Source organism: Bacillus sp. FSL R5-0523, from assembly GCF_037975295.1.
Classification (GTDB): domain Bacteria; phylum Bacillota; class Bacilli; order Bacillales; family Bacillaceae; genus Bacillus; species Bacillus subtilis.
Window position 1 is genome coordinate 917,362 of record NZ_CP150251.1, and the last position, 25,139, is coordinate 942,500.

General features: G+C 44.1%; 27 protein-coding genes and 2 rRNA genes (1 of these 29 running past the window's edge). 20 read left to right on the top strand and 9 right to left on the bottom strand.

Translation table 11 applies throughout. The annotated features are described in order from the left end of the window. Positions 1 to 25: 25 nt before the first annotated feature. From NYE53_RS04625 to NYE53_RS04635, 3 genes are all read right to left on the bottom strand, one after another. The gene (locus NYE53_RS04625; protein WP_003233561.1) at positions 26 to 217 is read right to left on the bottom strand and encodes a YfhD family protein; all 192 of its coding nucleotides are present in this window, start codon (positions 215 to 217) and stop codon (positions 26 to 28) included. A gap of 66 nt (positions 218 to 283) precedes the next feature. Next, complete coding sequence (locus NYE53_RS04630) at positions 284 to 394, bottom strand: YfhE family protein (RefSeq protein ID WP_003223230.1); 111 nt, start codon at positions 392 to 394, stop codon at positions 284 to 286. A gap of 54 nt (positions 395 to 448) precedes the next feature. Further along, positions 449 to 1,360 (bottom strand): TIGR01777 family oxidoreductase, encoded by a 912-nt coding sequence (locus tag NYE53_RS04635; RefSeq protein ID WP_339247523.1) that lies wholly within the window; start codon positions 1,358 to 1,360, stop codon positions 449 to 451. Positions 1,361 to 1,448: 88 nt separating this feature from the next. Between NYE53_RS04635 and recX the strand changes: the two genes are divergently transcribed. The 3 genes from recX to NYE53_RS04650 all read left to right on the top strand — a co-directional run bounded on the left by recX (position 1,449) and on the right by NYE53_RS04650 (position 3,895). Next, positions 1,449 to 2,243 carry a recombination regulator RecX gene (gene recX, locus NYE53_RS04640; protein ID WP_339247525.1) on the top strand — a complete coding sequence of 265 codons (795 nt, stop codon included), beginning with the start codon at positions 1,449 to 1,451 and terminating at the stop codon, positions 2,241 to 2,243. 1 nt (position 2,244) lies between these two features. Continuing rightward, a complete protein-coding gene (locus NYE53_RS04645) occupies positions 2,245 to 2,559 on the top strand; it encodes a YfhH family protein (protein ID WP_003244592.1) in 315 nt (104 codons plus the stop codon). A gap of 142 nt (positions 2,560 to 2,701) precedes the next feature. Beyond that, positions 2,702 to 3,895, top strand: a complete 1,194-nt coding sequence (locus NYE53_RS04650) for an MFS transporter (protein ID WP_003243500.1) — start codon at positions 2,702 to 2,704, stop codon at positions 3,893 to 3,895. Between the two features lie 31 nt (positions 3,896 to 3,926). On the opposite strand, the gene NYE53_RS04655 is transcribed toward NYE53_RS04650, so the two are convergent. Next, positions 3,927 to 4,079 carry a small, acid-soluble spore protein K gene (locus NYE53_RS04655; RefSeq protein WP_003223241.1) on the bottom strand — a complete coding sequence of 51 codons (153 nt, stop codon included), beginning with the start codon at positions 4,077 to 4,079 and terminating at the stop codon, positions 3,927 to 3,929. A 124-nt stretch (positions 4,080 to 4,203) separates the two neighbouring features. Here NYE53_RS04655 and NYE53_RS04660 point away from each other — a divergent pair, with 124 nt between their 5' ends. The 6 genes from NYE53_RS04660 to NYE53_RS04685 all read left to right on the top strand — a co-directional run bounded on the left by NYE53_RS04660 (position 4,204) and on the right by NYE53_RS04685 (position 10,278). Further along, a complete protein-coding gene (locus NYE53_RS04660; RefSeq protein WP_251218338.1) occupies positions 4,204 to 4,473 on the top strand; it encodes a YfhJ family protein in 270 nt (89 codons plus the stop codon). A gap of 144 nt (positions 4,474 to 4,617) precedes the next feature. Next, on the top strand, positions 4,618 to 5,136 hold the full coding sequence (locus tag NYE53_RS04665) for an SH3 domain-containing protein (RefSeq protein ID WP_133953891.1): 519 nt from the start codon (positions 4,618 to 4,620) through the stop codon (positions 5,134 to 5,136). 84 nt (positions 5,137 to 5,220) lie between these two features. Further along, entirely contained in the window at positions 5,221 to 5,553 is a 333-nt protein-coding gene (spdL, locus tag NYE53_RS04670) for an SdpC immunity protein SpdL (RefSeq protein WP_003242803.1), read from the top strand. After that, entirely contained in the window at positions 5,540 to 6,400 is an 861-nt protein-coding gene (gene ephM, locus NYE53_RS04675) for an epoxide hydrolase EphM (protein ID WP_339247528.1), read from the top strand. Before spdL ends, ephM begins: the two co-directional genes overlap by 14 nt. 231 nt (positions 6,401 to 6,631) lie before the next feature. Continuing rightward, entirely contained in the window at positions 6,632 to 7,621 is a 990-nt protein-coding gene (locus tag NYE53_RS04680) for a glycosyltransferase family 2 protein (protein ID WP_339247529.1), read from the top strand. Between the two features lie 71 nt (positions 7,622 to 7,692). Then, positions 7,693 to 10,278 (top strand): YfhO family protein, encoded by a 2,586-nt coding sequence (locus tag NYE53_RS04685; RefSeq protein ID WP_339247531.1) that lies wholly within the window; start codon positions 7,693 to 7,695, stop codon positions 10,276 to 10,278. On the opposite strand, the gene NYE53_RS04690 is transcribed toward NYE53_RS04685, so the two are convergent. Further along, complete coding sequence (locus tag NYE53_RS04690; RefSeq protein WP_339247533.1) at positions 10,271 to 11,254, bottom strand: metal-dependent hydrolase; 984 nt, start codon at positions 11,252 to 11,254, stop codon at positions 10,271 to 10,273. The genes NYE53_RS04685 and NYE53_RS04690 overlap by 8 nt on opposite strands. A gap of 215 nt (positions 11,255 to 11,469) precedes the next feature. Here NYE53_RS04690 and mutY point away from each other — a divergent pair, with 215 nt between their 5' ends. Further along, complete coding sequence (mutY, locus tag NYE53_RS04695) at positions 11,470 to 12,579, top strand: A/G-specific adenine glycosylase (RefSeq protein ID WP_339247536.1); 1,110 nt, start codon at positions 11,470 to 11,472, stop codon at positions 12,577 to 12,579. Between the two features lie 7 nt (positions 12,580 to 12,586). Here the strand turns inward: mutY and NYE53_RS04700 are convergent, their stop codons facing one another. Further along, entirely contained in the window at positions 12,587 to 12,811 is a 225-nt protein-coding gene (locus tag NYE53_RS04700; RefSeq protein ID WP_003233542.1) for a hypothetical protein, read from the bottom strand. A gap of 81 nt (positions 12,812 to 12,892) precedes the next feature. Between NYE53_RS04700 and fabL the strand changes: the two genes are divergently transcribed. The 5 genes from fabL (at position 12,893) to NYE53_RS04725 (ending at position 16,904) form a co-directional block, all read left to right on the top strand. Next, positions 12,893 to 13,645 carry an enoyl-[acyl-carrier-protein] reductase FabL gene (gene fabL / locus NYE53_RS04705; RefSeq protein WP_003223262.1) on the top strand — a complete coding sequence of 251 codons (753 nt, stop codon included), beginning with the start codon at positions 12,893 to 12,895 and terminating at the stop codon, positions 13,643 to 13,645. Between the two features lie 68 nt (positions 13,646 to 13,713). Next, the gene (gene sspE / locus NYE53_RS04710) at positions 13,714 to 13,968 is read left to right on the top strand and encodes a gamma type acid-soluble spore protein SspE (protein ID WP_014476214.1); all 255 of its coding nucleotides are present in this window, start codon (positions 13,714 to 13,716) and stop codon (positions 13,966 to 13,968) included. Between the two features lie 172 nt (positions 13,969 to 14,140). Continuing rightward, positions 14,141 to 14,401 carry a YgaB family protein gene (locus NYE53_RS04715; protein ID WP_003242708.1) on the top strand — a complete coding sequence of 87 codons (261 nt, stop codon included), beginning with the start codon at positions 14,141 to 14,143 and terminating at the stop codon, positions 14,399 to 14,401. Between the two features lie 143 nt (positions 14,402 to 14,544). After that, on the top strand, positions 14,545 to 15,075 hold the full coding sequence (locus NYE53_RS04720; protein ID WP_003223272.1) for a DUF402 domain-containing protein: 531 nt from the start codon (positions 14,545 to 14,547) through the stop codon (positions 15,073 to 15,075). Positions 15,076 to 15,161: 86 nt separating this feature from the next. Continuing rightward, the gene (locus tag NYE53_RS04725) at positions 15,162 to 16,904 is read left to right on the top strand and encodes an ABC transporter ATP-binding protein (RefSeq protein WP_009966836.1); all 1,743 of its coding nucleotides are present in this window, start codon (positions 15,162 to 15,164) and stop codon (positions 16,902 to 16,904) included. A 76-nt stretch (positions 16,905 to 16,980) separates the two neighbouring features. Here the strand turns inward: NYE53_RS04725 and NYE53_RS04730 are convergent, their stop codons facing one another. Together NYE53_RS04730 and NYE53_RS04735 are read right to left on the bottom strand one after the other, a co-directional pair. Next, a complete protein-coding gene (locus tag NYE53_RS04730; protein ID WP_339247539.1) occupies positions 16,981 to 18,042 on the bottom strand; it encodes an aromatic acid exporter family protein in 1,062 nt (353 codons plus the stop codon). Positions 18,043 to 18,262: 220 nt separating this feature from the next. Further along, positions 18,263 to 19,552, bottom strand: coding sequence for a glutamate-1-semialdehyde 2,1-aminomutase (locus NYE53_RS04735; RefSeq protein ID WP_015715541.1), 1,290 nt, complete (start codon positions 19,550 to 19,552; stop codon positions 18,263 to 18,265). Between the two features lie 152 nt (positions 19,553 to 19,704). On the opposite strand from NYE53_RS04735, the gene bcp reads away from it, so the two are divergent. Next, positions 19,705 to 20,178, top strand: a complete 474-nt coding sequence (gene bcp / locus NYE53_RS04740; RefSeq protein ID WP_003233532.1) for a thioredoxin-dependent thiol peroxidase — start codon at positions 19,705 to 19,707, stop codon at positions 20,176 to 20,178. 122 nt (positions 20,179 to 20,300) lie between these two features. After that, entirely contained in the window at positions 20,301 to 20,738 is a 438-nt protein-coding gene (perR, locus tag NYE53_RS04745; RefSeq protein WP_003223285.1) for a peroxide-responsive transcriptional repressor PerR, read from the top strand. Positions 20,739 to 20,772: 34 nt separating this feature from the next. Here the strand turns inward: perR and NYE53_RS04750 are convergent, their stop codons facing one another. Beyond that, positions 20,773 to 21,126 (bottom strand): YgzB family protein, encoded by a 354-nt coding sequence (locus NYE53_RS04750; protein ID WP_014113119.1) that lies wholly within the window; start codon positions 21,124 to 21,126, stop codon positions 20,773 to 20,775. A 207-nt stretch (positions 21,127 to 21,333) separates the two neighbouring features. Between NYE53_RS04750 and NYE53_RS04755 the strand changes: the two genes are divergently transcribed. The 3 genes from NYE53_RS04755 to NYE53_RS04765 all read left to right on the top strand — a co-directional run. Then, entirely contained in the window at positions 21,334 to 22,218 is an 885-nt protein-coding gene (locus NYE53_RS04755) for a nucleotidyltransferase-like protein (protein ID WP_003243727.1), read from the top strand. Between the two features lie 291 nt (positions 22,219 to 22,509). Further along, positions 22,510 to 24,059, top strand: a 16S ribosomal RNA gene (locus NYE53_RS04760). Positions 24,060 to 24,229: 170 nt separating this feature from the next. Next, positions 24,230 to 25,139: ribosomal RNA gene (locus NYE53_RS04765) — 23S ribosomal RNA — on the top strand (it continues 2,018 nt past the right edge of the window). The 16S and 23S rRNA genes sit together here, the layout of an rRNA operon.

Sequence of the window (25,139 nt, forward strand, 5' to 3'; positions counted from 1 at the left end):
TCAAACGGAGACAAGGGGTTTTTCATTAACGAGATTTCTTTTTCGCTCTGTTGTCGGCTGCTTTCGCACGCTCTTGCGCTTCGCGGTCATCTGCATCAGCAAGCTCGGTTGAATATTCTTCGTAAACGCCGTCAGTTTCCCTTTTTAATGCATCGGGAACTTGTGGAAGCTTTTGTTTGTTTTTATCACGGTTTTTGTGGATATGATTTCTGCCCATATCAAATTCCCCCTAAAAAGTGATATCAAACAAAGATAGTATTTGGTTTTAAGGGGCTATGTATTCCTACTTCCGCTTAGCAGCTTTTTCCGCTTTTTTAAATTCGCCTGAATAAAGAACTTCCTGCATTTTTTTCAGGTTGGCGCCTTGCTGATGCTTCTCCCTCTTTTTTTCCATAAAAAGGACCTCCTTCAACCATGTTATTCTTAAGGTTGACCCTTCCTGCTGTTTTTATACAGTCTTTCGGTCCGCTATCAGCTGTGAGAGTGCAAATTTAAGATCCGAATATGTAAAACGAAATCCAGAGGTTATCGCTTTTTTCGGAAGAGCGCGCTGTCCTTTCACAATCAAAAGACTCATTTCACCCAATGCTTTTGATAAAAAGAATTCCGGGACGGGGAGCCAGTGCGGGCGGTGCTTCACCCGTGCAATCGCTTTTCCGAATTGCTTCATGTCCACAGGATTGGGCGCAGTGACATTCATTGGGCCTGAGATGCCGGCATTTTCCACCGCATATCGGATCATCTGGGCCGCATCCTCGACATGAATCCATGACAGCCACTGCCTTCCCGTTCCGATCGTTCCGCCGGCCAGAAACTTATAGGGGAGAACCATAAGCGGTAAAGCGCCTTTTTCTCCAAGCATCACGCCAAATCTTGCATAAACCGTCCTGATGCCCATCGCCTCAATATGCTGTCCTTCCTTTTCCCACAGGTGTGCAGTATGACTGAGAAAATCCTCATCTGACGTTGCAGAATCCTCTGTAAAGGTTTTCTCAAGGCTTGTGCCGTAAATACCCACGGCACTGGCTTGGATCAATGTCTTCGGCTTCTCCTTCTGTTTCTGAATAAGCCGCTGCACTTCACGCGTCGCATTGATACGGCTGGAGAGAATGTGCTGCTTTGTTTTATTTGTCCAGCGGCCAAAAATCGATTTTCCCGCAAGGTTTATCCAGACATCAATATGAGGAAGTTCCTGCTCCGGGGCGGCTCCTTCCGTCAGCCATTGGACATATGTCATATTTTTTTGTTCAGTTTCCCTTGCGTTTCTTGATAAAATATAAACATGGTGTCCCTGGCGGGTAAGAACGCCTGTCAGATGCTGGCCGAGAAAACCGGTTCCGCCCGTCATTGCGATATTCATGAACATCTCTCCTCATCGTTCTAATAAATATACTTTACCTCATTGTAATAAAAGAAAACGCGTTTCAGGCCTGAGAAGGGAGATTAAGATGCCGTTTATTACAAAAATATCAACACAAAAAAAGAATACGGAACGCTTCAATATTTTTCTGGATGATAAATACGCCTTCAGCGTGGACGCGGATGTGCTCGTGAAATTTGAGCTCAAGAAGGGAAAAGAACTCGATGATCTTGACATCATTGAGATTCAATACGGCGATGAAGTGAAGAAAGGCTTCAACCGTGCGCTTGACTTTTTATCCTTTCGAATGCGGTCGACGAAAGAGGTCGAGGACCACTTAAAGAAAAAAGAAACCTCGCCCCCCGTCATTGCGGAAGTCATCCATAGGCTTAACGATTACAAGTACTTAAACGACCAGGAATTTGCCGCAGCCTATGTCAGCACTCACAAAAAAACAAACGGAAAAGGCCCTGATGTTTTGTTCAGAGAGCTAAGAGCGAAGGGAATTGATGACGATACAATTAAGGAGGCACTAAGTTCCTTTTCCTTTGAAGATCAGACAAGAGAAGCGGTCAAGCATGTTGAAAAGCTTCTCAAAAAAGATAAAAAGCTTTCGACGAAAGAATTCAAACAGCGCGCCCAGCTGCAGCTTCAGCGCAAGGGCTTCTCATTTGATGTTATCAGCGCCGCGATGGATCAGATTGAATATGAAAATGATGAAGACACAGAGAAAGAAGCGCTGCGCCTTCACGCGGAAAAAGCGTTTAGAAAATACCGCTATGACGGCTCATATGAAAGCGCCATGAAGGTCAAACAATTTTTATTCCGCAAAGGATTCTCACTCGATTTAATCGAGCAATTACTGCAGGAAGAGGAGTACTGAAATGGAGAAACGATACAGTCAAATGACACCTCACGAACTCAATACCGAAATCGCATTACTTTCTGAAAAAGCAAGAAAAGCCGAACAGCATGGAATCATAAACGAACTGGCAGTGCTCGAACGGAAAATTACGATGGCAAAAGCATATTTGCTGAACCCGGAAGATTACTCACCGGGAGAAACATATCGTGTGGAAAACACTGAGGACGAGTTTACCATCAGTTATTTAAATGGCGTTTTCGCATGGGGATACAGGACCTCTTCCCCTCAGCAAGAGGAAGCGCTGCCAATCTCAGTATTGCAAGAAAAAGAATAAAGCGTAACAGGAGGCTGATGATCAGCCTCTTTTTGTTTGCAGCACATTTACACGAATTCTTAAAGAAAAAATCATTGAATTCACTTGAAAAATCTTTTAAGATGAAACTCGTTGTTTTTTAAAATCAAAGGAGGCGATGACGTTGAGTATCAAAAACCCATCTGTAAAATTTATTATATTTGTTCTTATGATTTGTACATTTTCAATCGGCTATACAGAATACGCGGTGATGGGTATTTTGACGTCGATTGCCAATGACTTTCATATACAGGTTTCATCCGCAGGGCTTCTTGTCACGGCTTATGCGGCAAGCGTTTGTTTGACAGGACCGCTCGTCACCATCATTTCCGTCAAGCTTCCGAGAAAGCCTGTGCTTCTTGGGCTGATGGCGATATTTATCCTTTCAAACCTGATGAGCGCACTGGCGCCGAATTTTGCGGTATTGGCCATTTCAAGAATTTTATCTGCGTCCATTCACGGCGCTTTCTTCGCGATTGCCATGGTATTCGCAAGTGAAATGGTTCCGCCGGAAAAGCGTGCTGCAGCTGCTGCTTCAATGAACGGCGGACTGACAGTGGCTCTAATGCTAGGTGTTCCATTCGGCTCTTATCTCGGAGATGTCCTGAATTGGAGAGCGGTGTTTTCCATCATTACGGCTCTTGGTGTCATCGGATTTTTAGGCCTTATGGCTGCCGTGCCGAACAGAAAACCAAAAGTGATCCCAATGCTTATGAATGAGTGGGGAGTTTTTAAACACAAACAAGTGCTGTTTTCCTTCGCGATTACCATTTTAGGCTATTCCGGTGTCTTTATCGCCTACACCTTTATCGAACCCATTTTGAGGCATTCAGCCGGATTCAGCACGGTTGGCATTACAGGTGCTCTCTTTGCGTATGGATTGGGAGGCGTTGCCGGGAATTTCTTTGCGGGAAAAGTACCGCTGCCTTTGCTGACTCGGACGATGATCGGCGTAATGATCGGTTTAATCGGTGTTCTGGCTGTATTTCCTTACATCGCCATTTACCCGGCTGCAGCCATTGTGGCAACGTTCCTATTCGGGGCATGCGCATTTGGCACGCCGCCTCTTCTGCAAACAAAGGTCATTTCCTCATCTGAGGGCGGCACAACCATTGCCGCAGCTGTCAGCGTATCAGCATTTAACCTTGCCAATGCCCTTGGTGCATGGATCGGCGGAATGATTTTAAACGGAACAGGCTCTTATTCCTGGCTGTTTGCAGGAGGTGCGCTTATGACCGCATGCGGACTTGTGCTTTCTACCTTCGCACACTTATCAGAAAAGAAAAGCGTCTACGAATATCAAGTCAATAAAGGGTAAAAACAGCTGCAGTGTATGCAGCTGTTCTTCTTTACCGTTTGCCTGAGGCTCTCATTCTTTCTTGAGGATGCTGATTGATAGATCCGTCAGCACGCTTTGAAGCATAGTCGTCCTTTGCTCTCGGTTCACCCTGAAATTTGTTTTCGTTTTCGTAAGGAAATCCTTTTTCTTTATTTCGGACCATGTCATATCCCCCTAGGTTCGAGATCAAAAAGTTGCGTCTTTCCAGATGAAGACGTAAGGTTAGTATATGGAGAACACCACGTAATAAAGCGTTATTTTTTTCCTGGAGAAAGGAGACTGCACACATGAATATGTACATTGAGAAACTGACTAATCTGCTTCTGGAAAAGAACGAGATGATCAGCTATATACAGGCAAAAACGTGGGTGGAATTGTTATGGAGCGATTTCGAAGCAACCTATGCAAAAGCCGGACACGCCTATCAAGGTGAAAAAATGACTGAAAAAATCGTCACACAATGGATTGAAAACTATGGCGGCCAGCTCCACCTTTTTCAAAGCTCCCGTAACGACGTGAATGATTACTTACATCAAAGCAGAGGCCTTTTGCATTAAAAACCTGCCGTTAACGACCGGCAGGTTTTTTCATTTTCTTAAAATTACCTTAACAGGAAGAAATCATAAACAAAACATGTTTCACCAGCCTGTCAATCAGGGAATACCACTTATATCTTGTCAAAATGCGAGGAGGAGCTTTATATGAAAAAGAAACAAGTAATGCTCGCTTTAACAGCTGCCGCAGGACTGGGTTTGACAGCACTTCATTCCGCTCCCGCAGCAAAAGCTGCGCCCCTTCACGACATATCTGTCAGCATGCCATCATCCGATTCTTACATCATAAAAACAGGAAAGCTGAATGTCCGGACTGAGCCAAATCATAAAGGTGACATTCTCGGCACTGTATCATCAGAACAAAAAGTAAAAGTCTATGGATTTGTAAATGCCGATTGGGCTCAAATTCATTTCAAAGGAAAAAAAGCGTATATTTCAACCCACTTTTTAATGAAAACCGCAAGCCAAGCGAAAACAATGAAACAGACAGCCTTCTATGCACCGACGCCCGAAAATGGAAAAGCTAAACAGCTCTCATCTGGAACAGAGGTGATAATACTTGGGTGGGGATTCAGTGAAAACGGCGGATTTGACTTCACTTGGGCGTTCGTGGATTATGGCGGAGTTAAAGGCTATATTCACACAAAGGATTTACAAATGCGATAAAAAGGCAGGCCGAGGCTTGTCTTTTTGCCTATGTATGAAACATTTCTTCTTTCTGCACGTAACAATGAGAAAGGAGATGATGATATGACGGGTTTAGTCGGCGGAGGGCTTATGATCATTGCGGGCATACTGATCAAACTGTTTCCTCCCAAATCGATCAACAGTGTGTACGGATACAGAACGAGACGCTCAATGTCAGATCAAAGATTATGGAATGAAGCGAACCGTTACAGTGCATCATTAATGATCTTGTCAGGCTTGGTGATTGCGGGAATGGGTTTGCTGCTGGGATCAAACTTGTTTATTCTTCAGCTTATCCTGCTGATTGCCGCCTGTGTCATAACATTTATGCTAACGGAGAAAAGGCTGAAAATCATGACGCACAGTCAAGGAGGAGATAGAAGTGGACGGAGTTAAATGCCAGTTTGTCAATACGAACGGAATCACGCTCCACGTTGCAGCCGCAGGACCGGAAGACGGTCCGTTAATTGTCCTGCTCCATGGATTTCCTGAGTTTTGGTACGGCTGGAAAAATCAAATCAAACCGCTTGTTGATGCGGGTTACCGGGTCATTGCTCCTGATCAGCGGGGCTACAATCTCAGTGACAAGCCGGAAGGAATTGATTCGTATCGGATTGATACATTAAGAGATGATATCATCGGGCTCATTACACAATTCACTGATGAAAAAGCAATTGTCATCGGTCATGACTGGGGAGGGGCTGTCGCATGGCATTTGGCTTCCACACGCCCGGAATATCTTGAAAAACTGATCGCGATCAATATCCCGCACCCGCACGTCATGAAAACCGTAACGCCGCTTTATCCGCCGCAATGGCTGAAAAGCTCGTATATCGCATACTTCCAGCTCCCTGATATACCGGAGGCATCACTAAGGGAAAATGATTATGAAACATTAGATAAAGCGATTGGATTATCCGACCGTCCCGTGCTTTTTACATCCGAGGATGTCAGCAGGTACAAAGAAGCGTGGAAACAGCCGGGCGCGCTGACAGCTATGCTGAACTGGTACAGAGCCCTCAGAAAAGGAAGCTTGGCAGAGAAACCCTCTTACGAAACAGTACCTTACCGAATGATCTGGGGAATGGAAGACCGCTTTTTGAGCAGAAAGCTTGCGAAAGAGACGGAAAGGCATTGCCCGAATGGACATCTCATCTTTGTTGATGAAGCTTCCCATTGGATTAACCACGAAAAGCCAGCCATCGTCAATCAGCTGATTTTGGAATATCTTAAGAACCAATAAGCCAAAATTTCTCTCCATCCGTCTGTCATAATGGCAGACTTTTTCTGTGCGTTTTTTTCATAGTCTGTTTTAAACATGACAAAATAACATTAAAAATCATGAATGTCACCATAAAATTGTAACAAAAAACAGGTTTAAACGACTTTAAAAAAAGGAATAGCCTTACTGAAGATTTGTGTAAAACTCCCCTAAGGCAATACTTAAAAAGAATAATAAAAAGAAGGTGCCTTAATGAAGCAAGGATTAATCTCGATTATTATCCCGTCTTACAATGAAGGGTATAATGTCAAACTCATTCATGAATCTTTAAAAAAGGAATTTAAAAACATTCATTATGACTATGAAATATTCTTCATAAACGACGGAAGTGTTGATGACACGCTTCAGCAGATCAAAGACTTGGCAGCGACGTGCAGCCGGGTAAAATATATATCTTTTTCTCGAAACTTTGGAAAAGAAGCCGCAATTTTGGCGGGCTTTGAGCATGTTCAGGGCGAGGCGGTTATTGTAATGGATGCCGATCTGCAGCATCCGACATATTTGCTGAAGGAATTTATCAAAGGCTACGAAGAAGGGTACGACCAGGTCATTGCCCAAAGGAACAGAAAAGGGGACGGGTTTGTCCGCTCACTCTTATCATCAATGTATTACAAGTTCATTAATAAAGCGGTGGAAGTCGATTTGCGTGATGGTGTGGGTGACTTCAGATTGTTAAGCCGCCAAGCTGTAAATGCTCTTTTGAAGCTGAGCGAAGGAAACCGCTTCTCAAAAGGCCTTTTTTGCTGGATCGGCTTTGATCAGAAAATTGTGTTTTATGAAAATGTCGAACGGAAAAACGGCACATCCAAATGGTCGTTCAGCAGTCTGTTTAATTACGGCATGGACGGCGTCGTTTCATTTAATCATAAGCCGCTGAGATTATGTTTTTACACCGGCATTTTCATCCTGCTGCTTTCCATCATTTATATCATTGCCACATTCGTTAAAATTCTGACTAACGGTATTTCTGTGCCTGGGTATTTTACTATTATCTCAGCAGTGTTATTTCTCGGCGGAGTACAGCTGTTAAGTCTTGGAATAATAGGTGAATATATCGGCCGAATCTATTATGAAACAAAAAAACGCCCGCATTATTTGATCAAAGAAGCGAATATCCCGAACAAAGACCTGCCTGAAACGAACGAATTAAAAAGCATGCGGCGTCTGACAAAAATGCACTGAAAATACCAAGCGCCATTGGCAGTGCTTTTTTTGCGTGTCTATTATCTTAAAAGCAAGACTGGAGAATTTATATGAAAAGAAAACATATCATGATCTATGCGGCCAGTTTGCTGGTGTCCGTTTTGGCACACGCTTTTTTTGTGAAAGAATGGGCGGAAGGCAGGTATATGACAGGTCCGGGTGACGGGCTTGCGCAAATGATCGTATTTAAAAAATTATTATTTGACCAATATACAAACGGGAATTTTTTCTACAATTATTCATTCGGACTTGGCGGCGGCACATTCAGTCAGCTCGGCTATTATTTTTCTGCGTCTTTTCTTTTTCTTGCTGCGTCCGCCGCTGTTTGGCTGCTTCAAGCCGTCCAGCTGATCGGAGAAGCGGATACGCTTTTTTGGGCTGAGTCAGCTGTTTTTATCAGTATTTTCAAATTGAGTTTGATCATCTTTACGTCCGCTTCTGTTTTTCATTATCTTCTCAAGCACAGGGCGGCATCGTTCACGGGAGCCGTGTTATACGGCGTCTCAATTATTTATTTCCGTCACGAAGCGTATTGGGAATTTTTCACCGATACAATGGTTTGGCTTCCGCTGCTTGTGCTTGGCGCAGAAAAAATTATTAGAGAGCGGCGTCCGGCGTGGTTTATCGTTGCGTGTTCGCTGACGTTAATCAACAATTTTTACTTTGCATACATAAACCTTATATTCATCGGAATCTATGTGCTGTTCAGATGGCTGATTCGTTTGGAACCACATGAAGAGAAAAGATGGATTCAAATCAGATTATTTCTCGTTTCAGGCTTCATTTCTTTTGGCATCAGTGCGGCGGCGTTTGTGCCGGTAGTATACGGTTTTTTAAACAACCTGCGCCCTCCATACAGCCAGAAAATAGAGTGGCTCAATTTCGATGATAATATCTTATTTTCGAGCCGGATCATCATTGTGCCGGCCGCTTTTCTGCTGTTTTTGTTTATTATTTCTTTTTACAAAAACCGTGTGTTTCGTCTCTTTGCCGGGTTGAGCCAGCTGTTTATTCTGTTTCATTTCAGTCCGTATGCGGCAAGCGTCTTTAACGGTTTTTCCGCCCCGCAAAACCGGTTTGAATATGTTCTGGCCTTTACCATTGCGGGAGCAGCTGCGGCTGGTTTGTCACAGCTGTCTGAATTGAAACGGAAAGAACTGCTCCCTGCCGCAGCTGTCGTCCTGCTTCTTTACTTGTATCATATCCAAAGGTATAAGCTCGATATATGGAAGCCTGCGAATGAAAGTATTCTATTGCTCTTACTCATGACAATCGCAGCCTTGTTTGCTGCGGCTTTTGCGAAAAAACGGGCAAAAATGGCTGTGTACGGTATAATCATTCTTTCTTCGCTGTTTGTCGCCAACTCCTATCAAAAATACGCGCTCTCAGAAGGCGGCGATTTGGACAGTGTGACAAAAGAATATCTTACAAGTGAGGAATACAGAGGGCGGGAATCATCTGAGCTCATCAGACGTTTACAGAAGGAAGACGATGATCCGCTCATGAGAATCGACTGGATGAACGGGGTCCGCAATAATACGCCAATCATTTACGGGTTTAATGGCTTCAGCGCGTATTCCAGCATTTTAAACAAAGATCTGCTGGCCTTCTATTGGAATGATTTAAGCATCGATATGGGCAGGGAAAGCGTCAGCCGTTACGCGTCATTGGGAGACAGGGCGAATTTATACAGCCTGCTTTACGGCAAATATTATATGACCGAAAAAACAAACGAAGCCAGCGTCCCGTACGGCTTCAAAAAGCATTTAGAAACAGAGCATTATGCAGTTTATGAGAATCAGTACATGCTTCCATTCGTCAAAACAGCCGATGCCATATACAGCGAAAGTGAGCTGGACCGATTGCCCGTTCTTGCGAAAGAACAGGCGATGCTGAAAGGAGTTATATTAAAAGATCCATCAGGGAAAACGGAGCAGACACCAAAACCGTCCAATTTGATCACCAAGTCGGACATCACCGCAAAACTAGCCCAGTATCAAAACGGGCTGCTAACCGTAACTGGAGAAAACGGAGGAGAGCTGATCATCACCCCGAAACAGCCATCATCCGCTCCGGGAGACTACTATGTCAGCTTTTATTTGAAAAGCAAAGCAAAAGACAAAGGATTTACGTTAAAGGTAAATGATTATGTCACAACAAGGAAATCGAACAAATCGATATATAAAACCGGAGTAAATAATATAACGGTGAGAGTGCCTAAATCAGGCCATATCTCAATCAATCTTCCGAAAGGAACCTATGAGCTGAGAAACATAGCGCTCTATGAAGAAAATTACCAAACGCTGAAAAACGCTGTAATGCAAAATAAAACAGAGAAAGCAGACAAACTGAATTGGAACAAAAATCGACTGACCTTTGCCTATCATTTGTCAAAAGACCAGTACATCATGCTTCCGATCCCATATGAAAAAGGCTGGGAGCTTAAGATCAACGGAAAAACACAGAAGATCGAAAAAGCGGATTATGCTTTTATAGGCTTCAAGGCGCAAAAGGGAGACAATCACATTGAGCTGACTTACTATCCGCCATACTTCAAAATATCGGCGATCATATCTCTCGTCAGTCTGCTGCTTGCTGTTTTTTATATAAGACGTAAAAAGCCCGGCTCTATATAGAGCCGAGCTTTAATTTTTTCTGAAGTTTTTCTTCGCTGAATATCCATCCCGTATAGGACGAACGAATCGTGAGATCATGGCCGATATGAACAATTGCGACAAACGGATAATGGCCTTTGCTCCGATAACGCAGGTCGATAAATCTCACCTCATAATGATCTTTAAACGTATCCACTTCCCATCGGTAAACCGGAGAAAAGGACAGAAACGCTGCGATGTTATCATCCTGCTTTGCCGCTTGCATTACATCGGTTTCAGGAACAGGCACCCGATTAAATGTATCCAGAATCACGACATGTCCTTCCATGCTTCTTCCTACATAGAAAGCATGTGCTGTCGTCACTGCGATTCGCCATTGCCTGAATTTCATCGTTGGAGAAATAATAATGCTTTCAATCTCATCATGAATCATCTCATGAAGCTTCCGTTTAATTCTCAGCTGCATGATCAGGCGCACCAAATAATAGCCTGCCAATATGATATATAAGCTGAGAAACGTGATGCCGGGACTCCCGCCTGCATACCAAATCGCGATAGCTGCCAGATGGCTGATAAAAATAAACGGATCAAACGTATTAATCAGTCCGAGCGCAACCCATTTTTTCGAAAACGGACGAATGGCTTGTGTTCCATAGGCGTTGAATATATCAACAAAGACATGCAGAACGACTGCCAGCAGTGTCCACAGCCACAGGTGCAGAAAATCGGCCTGAGGATAAAATAAATACAGAATCGCCGGGATGATGACAGACCAAAACAAAACGGCGGGAATTGAATGGGTAAATCCTCTGTGATTCCTTATATAAACAGCATTGTTTTTAAGCTTTAACACAGTATCAATATCCGGAGCCTGAGAGCCCGCAAGCGTTGCGATCATAACAGCGTGAGCCATTGCCGGATCTGATCCGACAACAGGATCAAGCGTCGCAATACCGCCCAGTGCGATGCCCATAACGACATGTGTGCCCGTATCCATAGGTGACCTCCTTGCAGGATGATCCTGCACATTCACTTTGTAAGAAATTCCCCATTTTCATATACCCAATTTTTAAACTGATTCAATCGTTCTCATATGTTTCCGCTTTTTCTTTATTACTATTTAATGTAACATATTATCGTACTGTGCCCTTAGTGTACAACAAAAAACAGTCTAAAGAAAAGCGGGGCGCGAAAGACTGGGGAGAAACACATATGAACGTACTTGAAGACAAATTAAAACAAAAAGACATACAGCAATTTCGCGATGATTTAATCTCATGGTTTGAACGAGAGCAGCGCGTTTTGCCGTGGAGAGAGGACCAAGATCCTTATAAGGTGTGGGTATCTGAAGTGATGCTGCAGCAAACGAGAGTAGAGACAGTGATTCCTTACTTTCTCCGGTTTGTGGAACAATTCCCGACAGTGGAAGCGCTCGCTGATGCTGATGAAGAAAAGGTGCTGAAAGCATGGGAAGGGCTCGGCTATTATTCGCGAGTCAGAAACCTGCAAAGCGCGGTAAAAGAAGTGAAACAGGAATACGGCGGCATTGTCCCTCCAGACGAGAAAGGTTTTGGCGGGTTAAAAGGCGTCGGCCCTTATACAAAGGGAGCGGTGCTCAGCATTGCCTACAATAAACCCATTCCCGCGGTTGACGGAAATGTGATGCGTGTCATGTCCAGAATTCTTTCTATTTGGGATGATATTGCCAAACCAAAAACAAGAACGATCTTTGAAGACGCCATACGAGCTTTTATTTCCAAAGAAAAACCATCTGAATTTAATCAGGGCTTGATGGAGCTTGGAGCCTTGATCTGTACGCCAAAATCACCCTCATGCCTGCTATGCCCGGTTCAGCAGCATTGCTCAGCATTTGAAGAAGGCACTGAACGGGAGCTTCCGGTAAAAAGCAAAAAGAAAAAGCCCGGGATCAAAACCATGGCCGCGATCGTACTGACTGATGAAGATGGACAAGTGTATATCCACAAACGGCCGTCTAAAGGTTTGCTCGCCAACCTGTGGGAATTCCCTAATCTTGAAACACAAAAAGGGATCAAAACTGAGCGTGAACAGCTCATTGCTTTCTTAGAAAACGAATATGGCATACAAGCTGATATCAGTGATCTGCGAGGTGTAGTCGAGCATGTTTTCACCCACCTGGTATGGAATATTTCAGTGTTTTTCGGTAAAGTAAAACAAGTGTCGGATACCAGCGAGCTGAAAAAAGTAACGAAAGAAGAGCTCGAACAATTTGCGTTCCCGGTGTCACATCAAAAAATCTGGAAGATGGCAGTAGAAGCAGCCGCTATCTCGGCTGCTCCGTAAACCATTCTTAATCGTAAGAGACGCGCGTGCCGTGGCTGTAGTCCGCTTCATTGCGCTTCATTCCGCCGCGCGCTTCAATTTCTTGCGTTAATTCCCGGTATTTTGATTGGCCTTCTTCGTTCAAATAAGGCATAATTTGCTGAAAGGCATGATGAAAATAAGCGAGTTCACTGTTCTTCCAATCTTTTTTGGAAACCATGTTCAATTCGCTCATATCACGTCCGACATACATAACCGAAGACCCCCTTTAAAGTTCTTGCCATTATTGTTTGTGGAAATAAAAGAACTATACGCTACAAGGAGATGAGGAAAAATGGAACAAAATAAATGTGCACTCGTAACAGGAAGCAGCCGCGGTGTCGGAAAAGCGGCCGCGATCAGACTTGCTGAGAACGGCTATAACATCGTCATTAACTATGCACGCAGCAAAAAAGCAGCATTAGAAACAGCGGAAGAAATCGAAAAGCTTGGCGTTAAAGTGCTTGTCGTAAAAGCAAACGTAGGACAACCTGCAAAAATCAAAGAAATGTTTCAGCAAATTGATGAAACGTTCGGCAGACTTGATGTTTTTGTCAATAATGCCGCATCAGGAGTACTGAGACCTGTCATGGAATTAGAAGAAACACACTGGGACTGGACGATGAATATTAATGCGAAAGCATTGCTTTTCTGCGCTCAGGAAGCTGCCAAGCTAATGGAGAAGAACGGGGGCGGGCATATTGTCAGCATTAGTTCATTAGGCTCTATCCGCTATCTTGAAAACTACACCACGGTCGGTGTATCAAAAGCAGCGTTAGAGGCTTTAACCCGTTATCTTGCCGTTGAGCTTTCACCAAAACAAATTATCGTCAATGCTGTTTCAGGCGGAGCGATCGACACAGATGCGCTGAAGCACTTCCCGAATAGAGAAGATCTGCTTGAGGATGCGCGCCAAAATACGCCGGCGGGACGCATGGTCGAAATTAAAGACATGGTTGATACTGTGGAGTTTCTAGTGTCTTCCAAGGCTGACATGATCCGCGGACAGACAATTATCGTTGACGGCGGACGCTCACTGCTCGTTTAAAAATTTTTAAAAAAGAGGAATAGCTATACGATCACCTGCACATTCTAATGACCGTGGAGGTGATAACAATGGCTAACTCAAATAACTTCAGCAAAACAAACGCTCAACAAGTTAGAAAACAAAACCAACAATCAGCTGCTGGTCAAGGTCAATTTGGCACTGAATTTGCTAGCGAAACAAACGCTCAGCAAGTCAGAAAACAAAACCAGCAATCAGCTGGACAACAAGGTCAATTCGGCACTGAATTCGCTAGTGAAACTGACGTACAGCAGGTAAGACAGCAAAACCAATCTGCTGAACAAAACAAACAACAAAACAGCTAATCACTGAAACAGAAAAAAGCACTTCATCTTCGGGTGGAAGTGCTTTTTTCTGTTTGAAAAACGACAAAACTTGTGGAAGGTCTACAGAATGAGTCAAAGGGTTTGCTTTATGGAGATCGAAATGATTAAAGGAGGAAACGTTTATACTTTCATCAGGCTGAAGGAGGAACCGATGACGGAATTTGAAAAGCTGGTAAGTGAACAGATGAAAACGATGGATAAGCTTCTCGATCTCCAATCAGAGCTCGACCGCTGCAAACAAATTGAGGCGGAACTCCGGCATTTGGAAAGGGATGCAAGGCTGCGTGGGATTCAGGCTGAAATTGCGGTAAAACGGAAACACCTTGCCGATATACAGGATATGTTTCAAAAGCAGACAGAGCAGGTCATTCGTTCATATCGCAGCTCAGAAAAGCCGTCTTCCTTTGTGTAGTGCAGGAATGTGCCATTCCCCGGCCGGAATGGCTCTTTTATTTTCATTTTTCAATTTGTAACGTTATAATAGGTAAAAGACGTTGTCGGTAAGCAAATTTGGACATACTAACTGTAGGGCTTTATAGAAAGTAGGGGAGAAATATGGGCTATCCCAAGGAAGGAGAAACCATTCAAATTCACAGCTATAAGCACAACGGGCTGATTCATAGAATTTGGAATGAGACAACAATCTTAAAAAGTACAGAAATGTGTGTCATCGGAGCCAATGACCGGACGATGGTAACCGAATCAGACGGCCGGACATGGATAACCAGAGAGCCCGCAATCTGTTATTTTCACGCAAGACAATGGTTTAATGTCATCGGGATGCTGAGGGAAGACGGGGTTCATTATTATTGCAACATCAGTTCTCCGTTTGCCTATGATGGCGAAGCAATTAAATATATTGATTATGACTTAGATGTTAAGGTTTTTCCTGACATGACCTACAATATTCTCGATGAAGACGAATATGATGATCATCGGAAAGCCATGAATTATCCAAAAGAAATCGACAGTATTTTAAGAGACTACTTAAATACGCTGCTCCATTGGATTCACCAGCGTCAGGGACCGTTTGCGCCCGAGTTTGTCGATATGTGGTATGAACGGTATTTGCGCTATACAAAATAATGGTTACGTAGAAACCTGTTGCGGGGTACAACAGGTTTTTCACATGGGCTCACACACATCATGATAAAGAGAGAGGGGGAATCAACGTGGGGGTTATGAAACGCTATATGCAATTCGTCAAACCTTATAAGAAGCAAATTTTCGTTACAGTTTTAATCGGGATCGTAAAATTCTCCATTCCGCTTGCTCTCCCATTGCTTCTGAAGTACGTAGTTGACGACATTATTCAAGGAGGCGGCACGGCCAGTGACAAAACTACGTCATTGTTCACGATTATGGCGATCATGTTCGCCTTATTTTTAATTTTGCGCCCGCCTGTTGAATATTATCGGCAATATTTTGCCCAGTGGACTGCCAGCAAGGTGCTTTATGACATAAGAGCTAAGCTGTTTGACCATATACAAAAACTGAGCCTGCGTTTTTACGCGAATACAAGAACAGGAGAAGTCATTTCCCGAGTGATTAATGATGTAGAACAAACAAAGGATTTCGTTATCACAGGGCTGATGAATATATGGCTCGATATGCTGACGATTTTGATTGTAATCTCGATCATGCTCACACTGGACGTTAAATTAACGCTGATCTCTATCGTATTATTCCCATTATACGGAATATCAGTGAAGTATTTTTACGGCCGTTTACGAAAGCTGACAAGGGAGCGCTCACAGGCTCTTGCTCAAGTGCAGGGGCATTTGCACGAACGCATTCAAGGCATGCCTGTTATCAGAAGCTTTGCGATAGAAGATCATGAACAGGCTCAATTTAATGAGAAAAACGGGCATTTCTTAGATAAAGCCATCCGCCATACGAATTGGAACGCCAAAACCTTTGCGGTCGTTAATACCATTACAGATTTGGCGCCGCTCATCGTCATAGCGTGCGCCGGGTATTTTGTCATTAATGGACCGCTGACAGTCGGAACAATGGTCGCGTTTGTCGGATATATTGACAGAATGTACAACCCTGTTAGAAGGCTGATCAATTCCTCTACAACTTTGACACAGTCAATCGCATCAATGGACAGGGTATTTGAATTTATTGACGAGCCCTATGAACTCACTGACAAACCAAATGCGATAAAGGCCGATCAGATTCGCGGAGGAGTGGAGTTTCAAAACGTTTCGTTTCAATATGAGAAGGACAAAGAAAATATTCTTCATGATGTATCCTTAAAAGTAAATAGAGGAGAAACTGTAGCTCTCGTCGGCATGAGCGGAGGAGGAAAATCAACGCTCGTCAGCCTGATCCCAAGATTTTATGATGTAACAAGCGGCAGACTGCTGATTGATGGGACGGATATTCGCGATTATGAAGCAAGAAGCCTTCGCAACCAGGTTGGTATGGTGCTTCAGGATACCTTTTTATTTAGTGAAACGATTCGGGAAAATATCGCGATCGGCAAGCCTGATGCCACACTTGAAGAGATAATCGAAGCCGCCAAAGCTGCAAATGCCCATGAATTTATCATGAGTTTTCCAGAAGGATATGAGACCCGGGTGGGAGAACGAGGCGTTAAGCTTTCAGGCGGACAAAAGCAGCGGATCTCAATTGCGCGGGTATTCCTGAAAAATCCGCCGCTCCTCATTTTAGATGAAGCTACATCAGCTCTGGATTTGGAAAGTGAGCATTACATTCAAGAAGCGATGGACAAACTGGCGAAGGATAGAACAACTTTTGTTGTCGCCCACCGTTTATCGACGATCACCCATGCGGATAAGATTGTTGTCATGGAAAACGGTACAATCATTGAAATCGGAACCCATGATGAACTCATGGACTATGAGAGCCAGTACAAGCACTTATTTACCATTCAAAATTTGAACTAAAACATCAATCTTATATCCTTTTAACGAAGGATATAAGATTTTTTTGTATATAAAAAAACCCGGCTGTTTAACCGGGTTACTCTTCTGTTTCTATTTCGCAGTCTTTCGGATGATACGTTTGAAAACTTGTGATAAGTGTTTCCAAATGTTCAAGCTGCTCGCGATATTCTACGGCACTTGCCATAATATTAAGCATGTTGTAATCAATAAGCTCATCATCCGTATTCTGCTGATTTTTTAAAAATGACTTTGTTAAAAGCTGCTTATATCGAATGCCTTCTTCATCTGCGTCTTCATGCGGCTTGATTTTGCCGACAAACCTCATCAAAATCAGTTCATGCCAGTAAAGCAGGTAATCAAGCTCTTCAGTCAATGTTTCCTGAAACTCTTCCGGCATATGATAGATCTCGTTTTCCAAACGATGCAGTTTCTTCAATGTATCAAGCGCCCGATTTGCAGTAATAATGGCCTGTCTGAACAAGACAAGCTTTCTTGATTTTACATAAGTCGTTTTCTTAAAGTAGCTTCTCTCTTCTTTATATAGCAGATATGTCTGATCAAGCTTGATCATTTTTTCTTTCAGTTTTTCAATATCCTCTTTCAAAATCGAATGCTCTGTTGACTGCCGCATGGACAGCCTTATCCACTTCATAATTTCTTCGGTGTTTTCGACGGTATTATGAATCAGCTTTGTTTCGTACTTAGGAGGCAAAAACACAAGGTTGACGATAAAGGAAGAAAGCACCCCTAAGATGACTGTGCTTGTTCTGATCAGCGCGAACATTAAAAAGTCGTCACCGGCAGATTCTAAAATCGCAATAACTGTAACAAGAGCAATTGAAATTGTATGTTCAATTTTAAGTTTTAGCATGATTGTAATGACAATAACTGCTGTTAACCCGATCATAATCGGGCTGGGTCCGAAAATAAGGCCGAACACTGTGGCAATCACAGCTCCGATGATATTTGCTTGAACCTGGTCAATAATAATGAGAAAAGAGCGGTAAATCGACGGCTGGATCGCAAATATCGCTGCAATTCCAGCGAAAATCGGCGCGGGAAGCCCGATCCACGAAGCCAAATAAAGGGCAAGTGTAATCGCAATCCCGGTTTTGAAAATGCGGGCACCAAGTTTCATTGGTTTGTGCGTGCATTCCTTTCTATAGTAAATTGTGTGACATAGCAAATGGGCTAATCCTTAAAATTCCCGGTTAGTTTATTTGCTAAACAATTAAGTAATATACAGGGATCGATACAAATATTCAAGCTATTTTTCTAGAAAAAGACCAAAATCTTACACGTTGTTTGATTCCATAAAAAAAACAGGAGCCCAAAGCTCCTGTTCAAGGTATCTGATTCTAGTTTTTAAGATGTTTAAAAGCATCCTCGACCGCTGCAAGCGTGTCTTTAATATCCTGCTCTGTATGTGCTGTGGTAATAAACCAAGCTTCATACTTAGAAGGTGCTAAATTAATTCCGCGTTCCAGCATCAGCTTGAAAAACGTAGCGAATGTTTCTCCGTCACTCCGTTCAGCCTGCTCGTAATTTTCCACTTTCTCATCAGAGAAGTATACCGTGAGCGCACCTTTTAATCGGTTGACCGTAATGGTGATGCCGTGTGTTTCTGCGTGCTTCAAAATACCCTCCTCAAGCATAGCGCCAAGGTGATCAAGCTTTTCATACACGCCTTTTTCTTTGAGCACTTCCAGACAAGCGATGCCTGATAGGATGGAAGCGGGGTTCCCTGCCATTGTTCCTGCCTGATAAGCAGGCCCTAGCGGAGCTACCTGCTCCATGATTTCTTGTTTGCCGCCATAGGCGCCAATCGGAAGTCCGCCGCCGATAATTTTCCCGAGTGCTGTTAAATCTGGTTTCACCTGTAAGAGATCCTGAGCGCCGCCATACATAAAGCGGAAAGCCGTAATGACTTCATCGTAAATAACGAGAGCGCCTGCATTATGTGTCAATTCATTTACTTTTTCTAAGAAGCCCTCTTTCGGCTCCACGATACCGAAGTTGCCGACAATCGGTTCAACGAGAACCGCCGCGATTTCACTGCCCCATTTATCAAGAGCTGCTTTATAGCTATCGATATCATTAAATGGTACTGTGATCACTTCGTTTGCAATGCTTTTCGGTACACCGGCTGAGTCTGGTGTGCCGAGAGTAGACGGGCCGGAGCCTGCGGCGACAAGCACAAGGTCCGAATGCCCGTGATAGCAGCCCGCAAATTTAATGATTTTTGTCCGGCCTGTATATGCGCGAGCCACGCGAATGGTCGTCATAACGGCTTCTGTACCCGAATTGACGAATCTTACTTTGTCCATAGCGGGAATGGCTTCTTTGAGCATCTTTGCAAATGTAACCTCGTGTTTCGTTGGTGTTCCATACAATACACCGTTCTCTGCCGCTTTTTTAATCGCTTCTGTAATATGCGGGTGGGCATGTCCTGTAATAATCGGACCGTACGCCGCTAAATAATCGATGTATTTGTTGCCGTCCACATCCCAAAAATAAGCGCCGCTTGCTTTCTCCATTGCAACAGGAGAACCGCCGCCGACTGCTTTATATGATCTAGACGGGCTGTTTACACCGCCGACAATGTGCTGTAATGCCTCATTGTGAAGTTCAATTGATTTTGTATGCAAGAATAAAAACCTCCTATATCTCCATGCGTCCTTTCTATTGTAGCATGCTTCCGAACAAGAACAATGGCTTCGGGCTTCAGATTCAGCTGAGATGGTTGTAATCTGGACAAGAATTGGATACGCTTAATAAAAAAACATCCGGAGGTAACGTAATGACTATAGAAATCGGACAAAAAGCGCCTGATCTTGAGTTAAAAGGCGATCATGGGGAAACAGTAAAATTATCGGATTATAAAGGAAAGTACATCGTGCTTTATTTTTATCCAAAAGACATGACACCGGGATGTACAACTGAAGCATGCGATTTTCGGGACAGTCACGAAAGCTTCGCCGAACTGGATGCCGTCATTATCGGCGTCAGCCCGGACAGCCAGGAAAAACACGGAAAATTTAAAGAGAAGCATAACCTTCCATTTCTGCTTCTTGTTGATGACGAGCATAAGCTGGCGGAAGCATTTGATGTGTGGAAGCTGAAGAAAAACTTCGGAAAAGAGTATATGGGAATCGAGCGTTCCACTTTTTTAATTGATAAAGAAGGCCGGCTCATTAAAGAATGGAGAAAAGTAAAAGTAAAGGACCATGTAGCCGAAGCGCTTCAAACCCTCAAAGATATGTCGGAAAAGTAAATCTCTATGAGCCTATGCTTACTTTTACCCTGATATCAATTGACAAATTATCGTAGAAAGAGTTACACTAATTATAAACATTACAATGTAAGAATTTTTTTTAGAAGAGAGGTGCATGACGGATGGCTGCACATGAACTAAAAGAAGCCTTAGAAACGTTGAAGGAAACCGGAGTTCGCATTACTCCTCAACGTCATGCGATTCTGGAATATCTCGTTAACTCTATGGCTCATCCAACAGCGGACGATATATATAAAGCTCTGGAAGGGAAATTTCCTAACATGAGCGTAGCGACAGTATATAACAATTTGCGTGTGTTCCGGGAATCAGGTTTGGTAAAAGAGCTCACATACGGTGATGCTTCCAGCAGATTCGATTTTGTGACATCTGATCACTATCACGCGATTTGCGAAAACTGCGGTAAAATTGTGGACTTCCACTACCCGGGCCTTGATGAAGTGGAACAGCTCGCTGCCCACGTCACGGGCTTCAAGGTAAGCCACCACCGTTTAGAAATTTACGGCGTCTGCCAAGAGTGTTCGAAAAAAGAAAATCATTAAAAATAAGCTGACCGCACGAAACGGTCAGCTTATTTTATTTCGACATTTTCTTTTTATTATAAGACTCATCAAATTCTTTTCCTTCTAATCCCTTATCTAAAGTCAGCGGCTCTCGGCAATGCATGCACATATCGACTCTTCCTAAAACCTTTGTCTCTTTTTCACAGCCCGGACAAATGACGCGAACCGCTTTGGTCGAAAGCATTCCGATCCAAAAGTAAACAACCGTGCTGAGACCGATGGATAAAAGTCCAAGTATCATAAACAAACTAGATAGCAAAACTGACTCTTTAAAAAAGATCCCGATGTACATAATGATAAACCCAACGAAAACCAAACTTAACGCGAATGTTCTGATTTTATTAATTTTGCTGGAGTATTTCGCCATGTCCATCCCCCTCTGATTTAACTATAGCACAAACCCGATGGGATTTTCTTCATGTTTTCGGTTGAACTGGAATTTACTTATGGAGACTTACTGTGAAATTGTTTATAATAGTTCAATGTGTTTAGAAAAAAGGAATTTCGTTTTAACCATAGAATTGAATCAAATAGAGAATAAAAAAATTTGAACAATTGCATTGGAGGAATAGTGATGGAAAATCTTCTCCGTCCAATTTACCAAGAAAGAGCAAGTCACCCCAATACATTGGCTGTCATTATGATTGAGAGAAGAAACAAAACATCTTCCTTAACAGATAACTTTGATGCAGCTTTGCTGGTGATTGTAAAGGATGCTGATGAGCCAGTTTTTATAAAGCATTATGAATTTGATCATCAAACAGCTTCTTTGCATGTGGTAACAGATTCTCAGATTCAAGAATGGATTTTGCTTGGAACAAATAGAAGAATCATAGATTGGATTGTAAATGGCAGAGTCTTGTTTGACCGTAATGAATACGTAGTTGAACTGATTGACAGGCTGAATACATTTCCGTTTGCCGAACGTAAACTGAAGATCGGACTCGAATACGGCAAATTAATCAGAAGGTATGTTGAAGGGAAAGCTTTTTTTGAAGCCAATCAATTTTTAGATGCCTACAATGCCGTTGTTCATGCGCTGCATCATTTAGCACGTATTGAAGTAATCGACAGAGGATTCCATCCCGAAACCACGGTGTGGAGCCAAGTGCGCCAGATGGAGCCGCAAGTGTACAAGTTATATTCCGAGCTGATTGAAAGTCACGAGAGCCTGGAAAAAAGACTTGAATTATTATTCTTAGCAAATGATTTTCTCATCCATTCCAAAGCCGAGATCGGTTCGGCGCATCTTTTCGAAGTAATGAAAGAAAAAGACATTTGGCAATTCGGTGAGCTTCTTCAACATCATGACCTAAAGCACTTTACCCAAGATCTTGGCGTTATGCTTGATTACTTGACAGAAAAGGGACTTATCAACGTCTGCCAGATAGAAACGAAAGGACAGGCTGTCTATCACCGAGGATATTCTTTTAAAAAAGGTGTTGACTCTGATTCTTGACCGTGTTACATTATTAAACGTCGCTGATGCGCTTCTGAGAAAATAAGCTCACAGCGGCGGGAAAATAAATCAAAAAAACATTTGACAAAAGAAAGTCAAAATGTTATATTAATAAAGTCGCTTCAACAAGAAGTGGAAATGATCTTTGAAAACTAAACAAGACAAAACGTACCTGTTAATTCATTTTTAAAAATCGCACAGTGATGTGCGTAGTCAGTCAAACTAGGGCCTGCACGATGCAGGTCACACAGGTGTCGCCGCAGGATGCGGTGAACTTAACCTGTGATCCATTTATCGGAGAGTTTGATCCTGGCTCAGGACGAACGCTGGCGGCGTGCCTAATACATGCAAGTCGAGCGGACAGATGGGAGCTTGCTCCCTGATGTTAGCGGCGGACGGGTGAGTAACACGTGGGTAACCTGCCTGTAAGACTGGGATAACTCCGGGAAACCGGGGCTAATACCGGATGGTTGTTTGAACCGCATGGTTCAAACATAAAAGGTGGCTTCGGCTACCACTTACAGATGGACCCGCGGCGCATTAGCTAGTTGGTGAGGTAACGGCTCACCAAGGCGACGATGCGTAGCCGACCTGAGAGGGTGATCGGCCACACTGGGACTGAGACACGGCCCAGACTCCTACGGGAGGCAGCAGTAGGGAATCTTCCGCAATGGACGAAAGTCTGACGGAGCAACGCCGCGTGAGTGATGAAGGTTTTCGGATCGTAAAGCTCTGTTGTTAGGGAAGAACAAGTACCGTTCGAATAGGGCGGTACCTTGACGGTACCTAACCAGAAAGCCACGGCTAACTACGTGCCAGCAGCCGCGGTAATACGTAGGTGGCAAGCGTTGTCCGGAATTATTGGGCGTAAAGGGCTCGCAGGCGGTTTCTTAAGTCTGATGTGAAAGCCCCCGGCTCAACCGGGGAGGGTCATTGGAAACTGGGGAACTTGAGTGCAGAAGAGGAGAGTGGAATTCCACGTGTAGCGGTGAAATGCGTAGAGATGTGGAGGAACACCAGTGGCGAAGGCGACTCTCTGGTCTGTAACTGACGCTGAGGAGCGAAAGCGTGGGGAGCGAACAGGATTAGATACCCTGGTAGTCCACGCCGTAAACGATGAGTGCTAAGTGTTAGGGGGTTTCCGCCCCTTAGTGCTGCAGCTAACGCATTAAGCACTCCGCCTGGGGAGTACGGTCGCAAGACTGAAACTCAAAGGAATTGACGGGGGCCCGCACAAGCGGTGGAGCATGTGGTTTAATTCGAAGCAACGCGAAGAACCTTACCAGGTCTTGACATCCTCTGACAATCCTAGAGATAGGACGTCCCCTTCGGGGGCAGAGTGACAGGTGGTGCATGGTTGTCGTCAGCTCGTGTCGTGAGATGTTGGGTTAAGTCCCGCAACGAGCGCAACCCTTGATCTTAGTTGCCAGCATTCAGTTGGGCACTCTAAGGTGACTGCCGGTGACAAACCGGAGGAAGGTGGGGATGACGTCAAATCATCATGCCCCTTATGACCTGGGCTACACACGTGCTACAATGGACAGAACAAAGGGCAGCGAAACCGCGAGGTTAAGCCAATCCCACAAATCTGTTCTCAGTTCGGATCGCAGTCTGCAACTCGACTGCGTGAAGCTGGAATCGCTAGTAATCGCGGATCAGCATGCCGCGGTGAATACGTTCCCGGGCCTTGTACACACCGCCCGTCACACCACGAGAGTTTGTAACACCCGAAGTCGGTGAGGTAACCTTTTAGGAGCCAGCCGCCGAAGGTGGGACAGATGATTGGGGTGAAGTCGTAACAAGGTAGCCGTATCGGAAGGTGCGGCTGGATCACCTCCTTTCTAAGGATATTATACGGAATATAAGACCTTGGGTCTTATAAACAGAACGTTCCCTGTCTTGTTTAGTTTTGAAGGATCATTCCTTCGAAACGTGTTCTTTGAAAACTAGATAACAGTAGACATCACATTCAATTAGTAACACAAGATATCACATAGTGATTCTTTTTAACGGTTAAGTTAGAAAGGGCGCACGGTGGATGCCTTGGCACTAGGAGCCGATGAAGGACGGGACGAACACCGATATGCTTCGGGGAGCTGTAAGCAAGCTTTGATCCGGAGATTTCCGAATGGGGAAACCCACCACTCGTAATGGAGTGGTATCCATATCTGAATTCATAGGATATGAGAAGGCAGACCCGGGGAACTGAAACATCTAAGTACCCGGAGGAAGAGAAAGCAAATGCGATTCCCTGAGTAGCGGCGAGCGAAACGGGATCAGCCCAAACCAAGAGGCTTGCCTCTTGGGGTTGTAGGACACTCTGTACGGAGTTACAAAGGAACGAGGTAGATGAAGAGGTCTGGAAAGGCCCGCCATAGGAGGTAACAGCCCTGTAGTCAAAACTTCGTTCTCTCCTGAGTGGATCCTGAGTACGGCGGAACACGTGAAATTCCGTCGGAATCCGGGAGGACCATCTCCCAAGGCTAAATACTCCCTAGTGACCGATAGTGAACCAGTACCGTGAGGGAAAGGTGAAAAGCACCCCGGAAGGGGAGTGAAAGAGATCCTGAAACCGTGTGCCTACAAGTAGTCAGAGCCCGTTAACGGGTGATGGCGTGCCTTTTGTAGAATGAACCGGCGAGTTACGATCCCGTGCAAGGTTAAGCAGAAGATGCGGAGCCGCAGCGAAAGCGAGTCTGAATAGGGCGCATGAGTACGTGGTCGTAGACCCGAAACCAGGTGATCTACCCATGTCCAGGGTGAAGTTCAGGTAACACTGAATGGAGGCCCGAACCCACGCACGTTGAAAAGTGCGGGGATGAGGTGTGGGTAGGGGTGAAATGCCAATCGAACCTGGAGATAGCTGGTTCTCTCCGAAATAGCTTTAGGGCTAGCCTCAAGGTAAGAGTCTTGGAGGTAGA

Bases quoted from the DNA above. Each gene is read 5' to 3' on its own strand.
- NYE53_RS04625 (WP_003233561.1), bottom strand. From the start codon at position 217: ATGGGCAGAAATCATATCCACAAAAACCGTGATAAAAACAAACAAAAG.
- NYE53_RS04630 (WP_003223230.1), bottom strand. From the start codon at position 394: ATGGAAAAAAAGAGGGAGAAGCATCAGCAAGGCGCCAACCTGAAAAAA.
- NYE53_RS04635 (WP_339247523.1), bottom strand. From the start codon at position 1,360: ATGAATATCGCAATGACGGGCGGAACCGGTTTTCTCGGCCAGCATCTG.
- recX (WP_339247525.1), top strand. From the start codon at position 1,449: ATGCCGTTTATTACAAAAATATCAACACAAAAAAAGAATACGGAACGC.
- NYE53_RS04645 (WP_003244592.1), top strand. From the start codon at position 2,245: ATGGAGAAACGATACAGTCAAATGACACCTCACGAACTCAATACCGAA.
- NYE53_RS04655 (WP_003223241.1), bottom strand. From the start codon at position 4,079: ATGGTCCGAAATAAAGAAAAAGGATTTCCTTACGAAAACGAAAACAAA.
- NYE53_RS04660 (WP_251218338.1), top strand. From the start codon at position 4,204: ATGAATATGTACATTGAGAAACTGACTAATCTGCTTCTGGAAAAGAAC.
- NYE53_RS04665 (WP_133953891.1), top strand. From the start codon at position 4,618: ATGAAAAAGAAACAAGTAATGCTCGCTTTAACAGCTGCCGCAGGACTG.
- spdL (WP_003242803.1), top strand. From the start codon at position 5,221: ATGACGGGTTTAGTCGGCGGAGGGCTTATGATCATTGCGGGCATACTG.
- NYE53_RS04680 (WP_339247529.1), top strand. From the start codon at position 6,632: ATGAAGCAAGGATTAATCTCGATTATTATCCCGTCTTACAATGAAGGG.
- NYE53_RS04685 (WP_339247531.1), top strand. From the start codon at position 7,693: ATGAAAAGAAAACATATCATGATCTATGCGGCCAGTTTGCTGGTGTCC.
- NYE53_RS04690 (WP_339247533.1), bottom strand. From the start codon at position 11,254: ATGGATACGGGCACACATGTCGTTATGGGCATCGCACTGGGCGGTATT.
- mutY (WP_339247536.1), top strand. From the start codon at position 11,470: ATGAACGTACTTGAAGACAAATTAAAACAAAAAGACATACAGCAATTT.
- NYE53_RS04700 (WP_003233542.1), bottom strand. From the start codon at position 12,811: ATGTATGTCGGACGTGATATGAGCGAATTGAACATGGTTTCCAAAAAA.
- fabL (WP_003223262.1), top strand. From the start codon at position 12,893: ATGGAACAAAATAAATGTGCACTCGTAACAGGAAGCAGCCGCGGTGTC.
- sspE (WP_014476214.1), top strand. From the start codon at position 13,714: ATGGCTAACTCAAATAACTTCAGCAAAACAAACGCTCAACAAGTTAGA.
- NYE53_RS04715 (WP_003242708.1), top strand. From the start codon at position 14,141: ATGACGGAATTTGAAAAGCTGGTAAGTGAACAGATGAAAACGATGGAT.
- NYE53_RS04720 (WP_003223272.1), top strand. From the start codon at position 14,545: ATGGGCTATCCCAAGGAAGGAGAAACCATTCAAATTCACAGCTATAAG.
- NYE53_RS04730 (WP_339247539.1), bottom strand. From the start codon at position 18,042: ATGAAACTTGGTGCCCGCATTTTCAAAACCGGGATTGCGATTACACTT.
- bcp (WP_003233532.1), top strand. From the start codon at position 19,705: ATGACTATAGAAATCGGACAAAAAGCGCCTGATCTTGAGTTAAAAGGC.
- perR (WP_003223285.1), top strand. From the start codon at position 20,301: ATGGCTGCACATGAACTAAAAGAAGCCTTAGAAACGTTGAAGGAAACC.
- NYE53_RS04750 (WP_014113119.1), bottom strand. From the start codon at position 21,126: ATGGCGAAATACTCCAGCAAAATTAATAAAATCAGAACATTCGCGTTA.
- NYE53_RS04755 (WP_003243727.1), top strand. From the start codon at position 21,334: ATGGAAAATCTTCTCCGTCCAATTTACCAAGAAAGAGCAAGTCACCCC.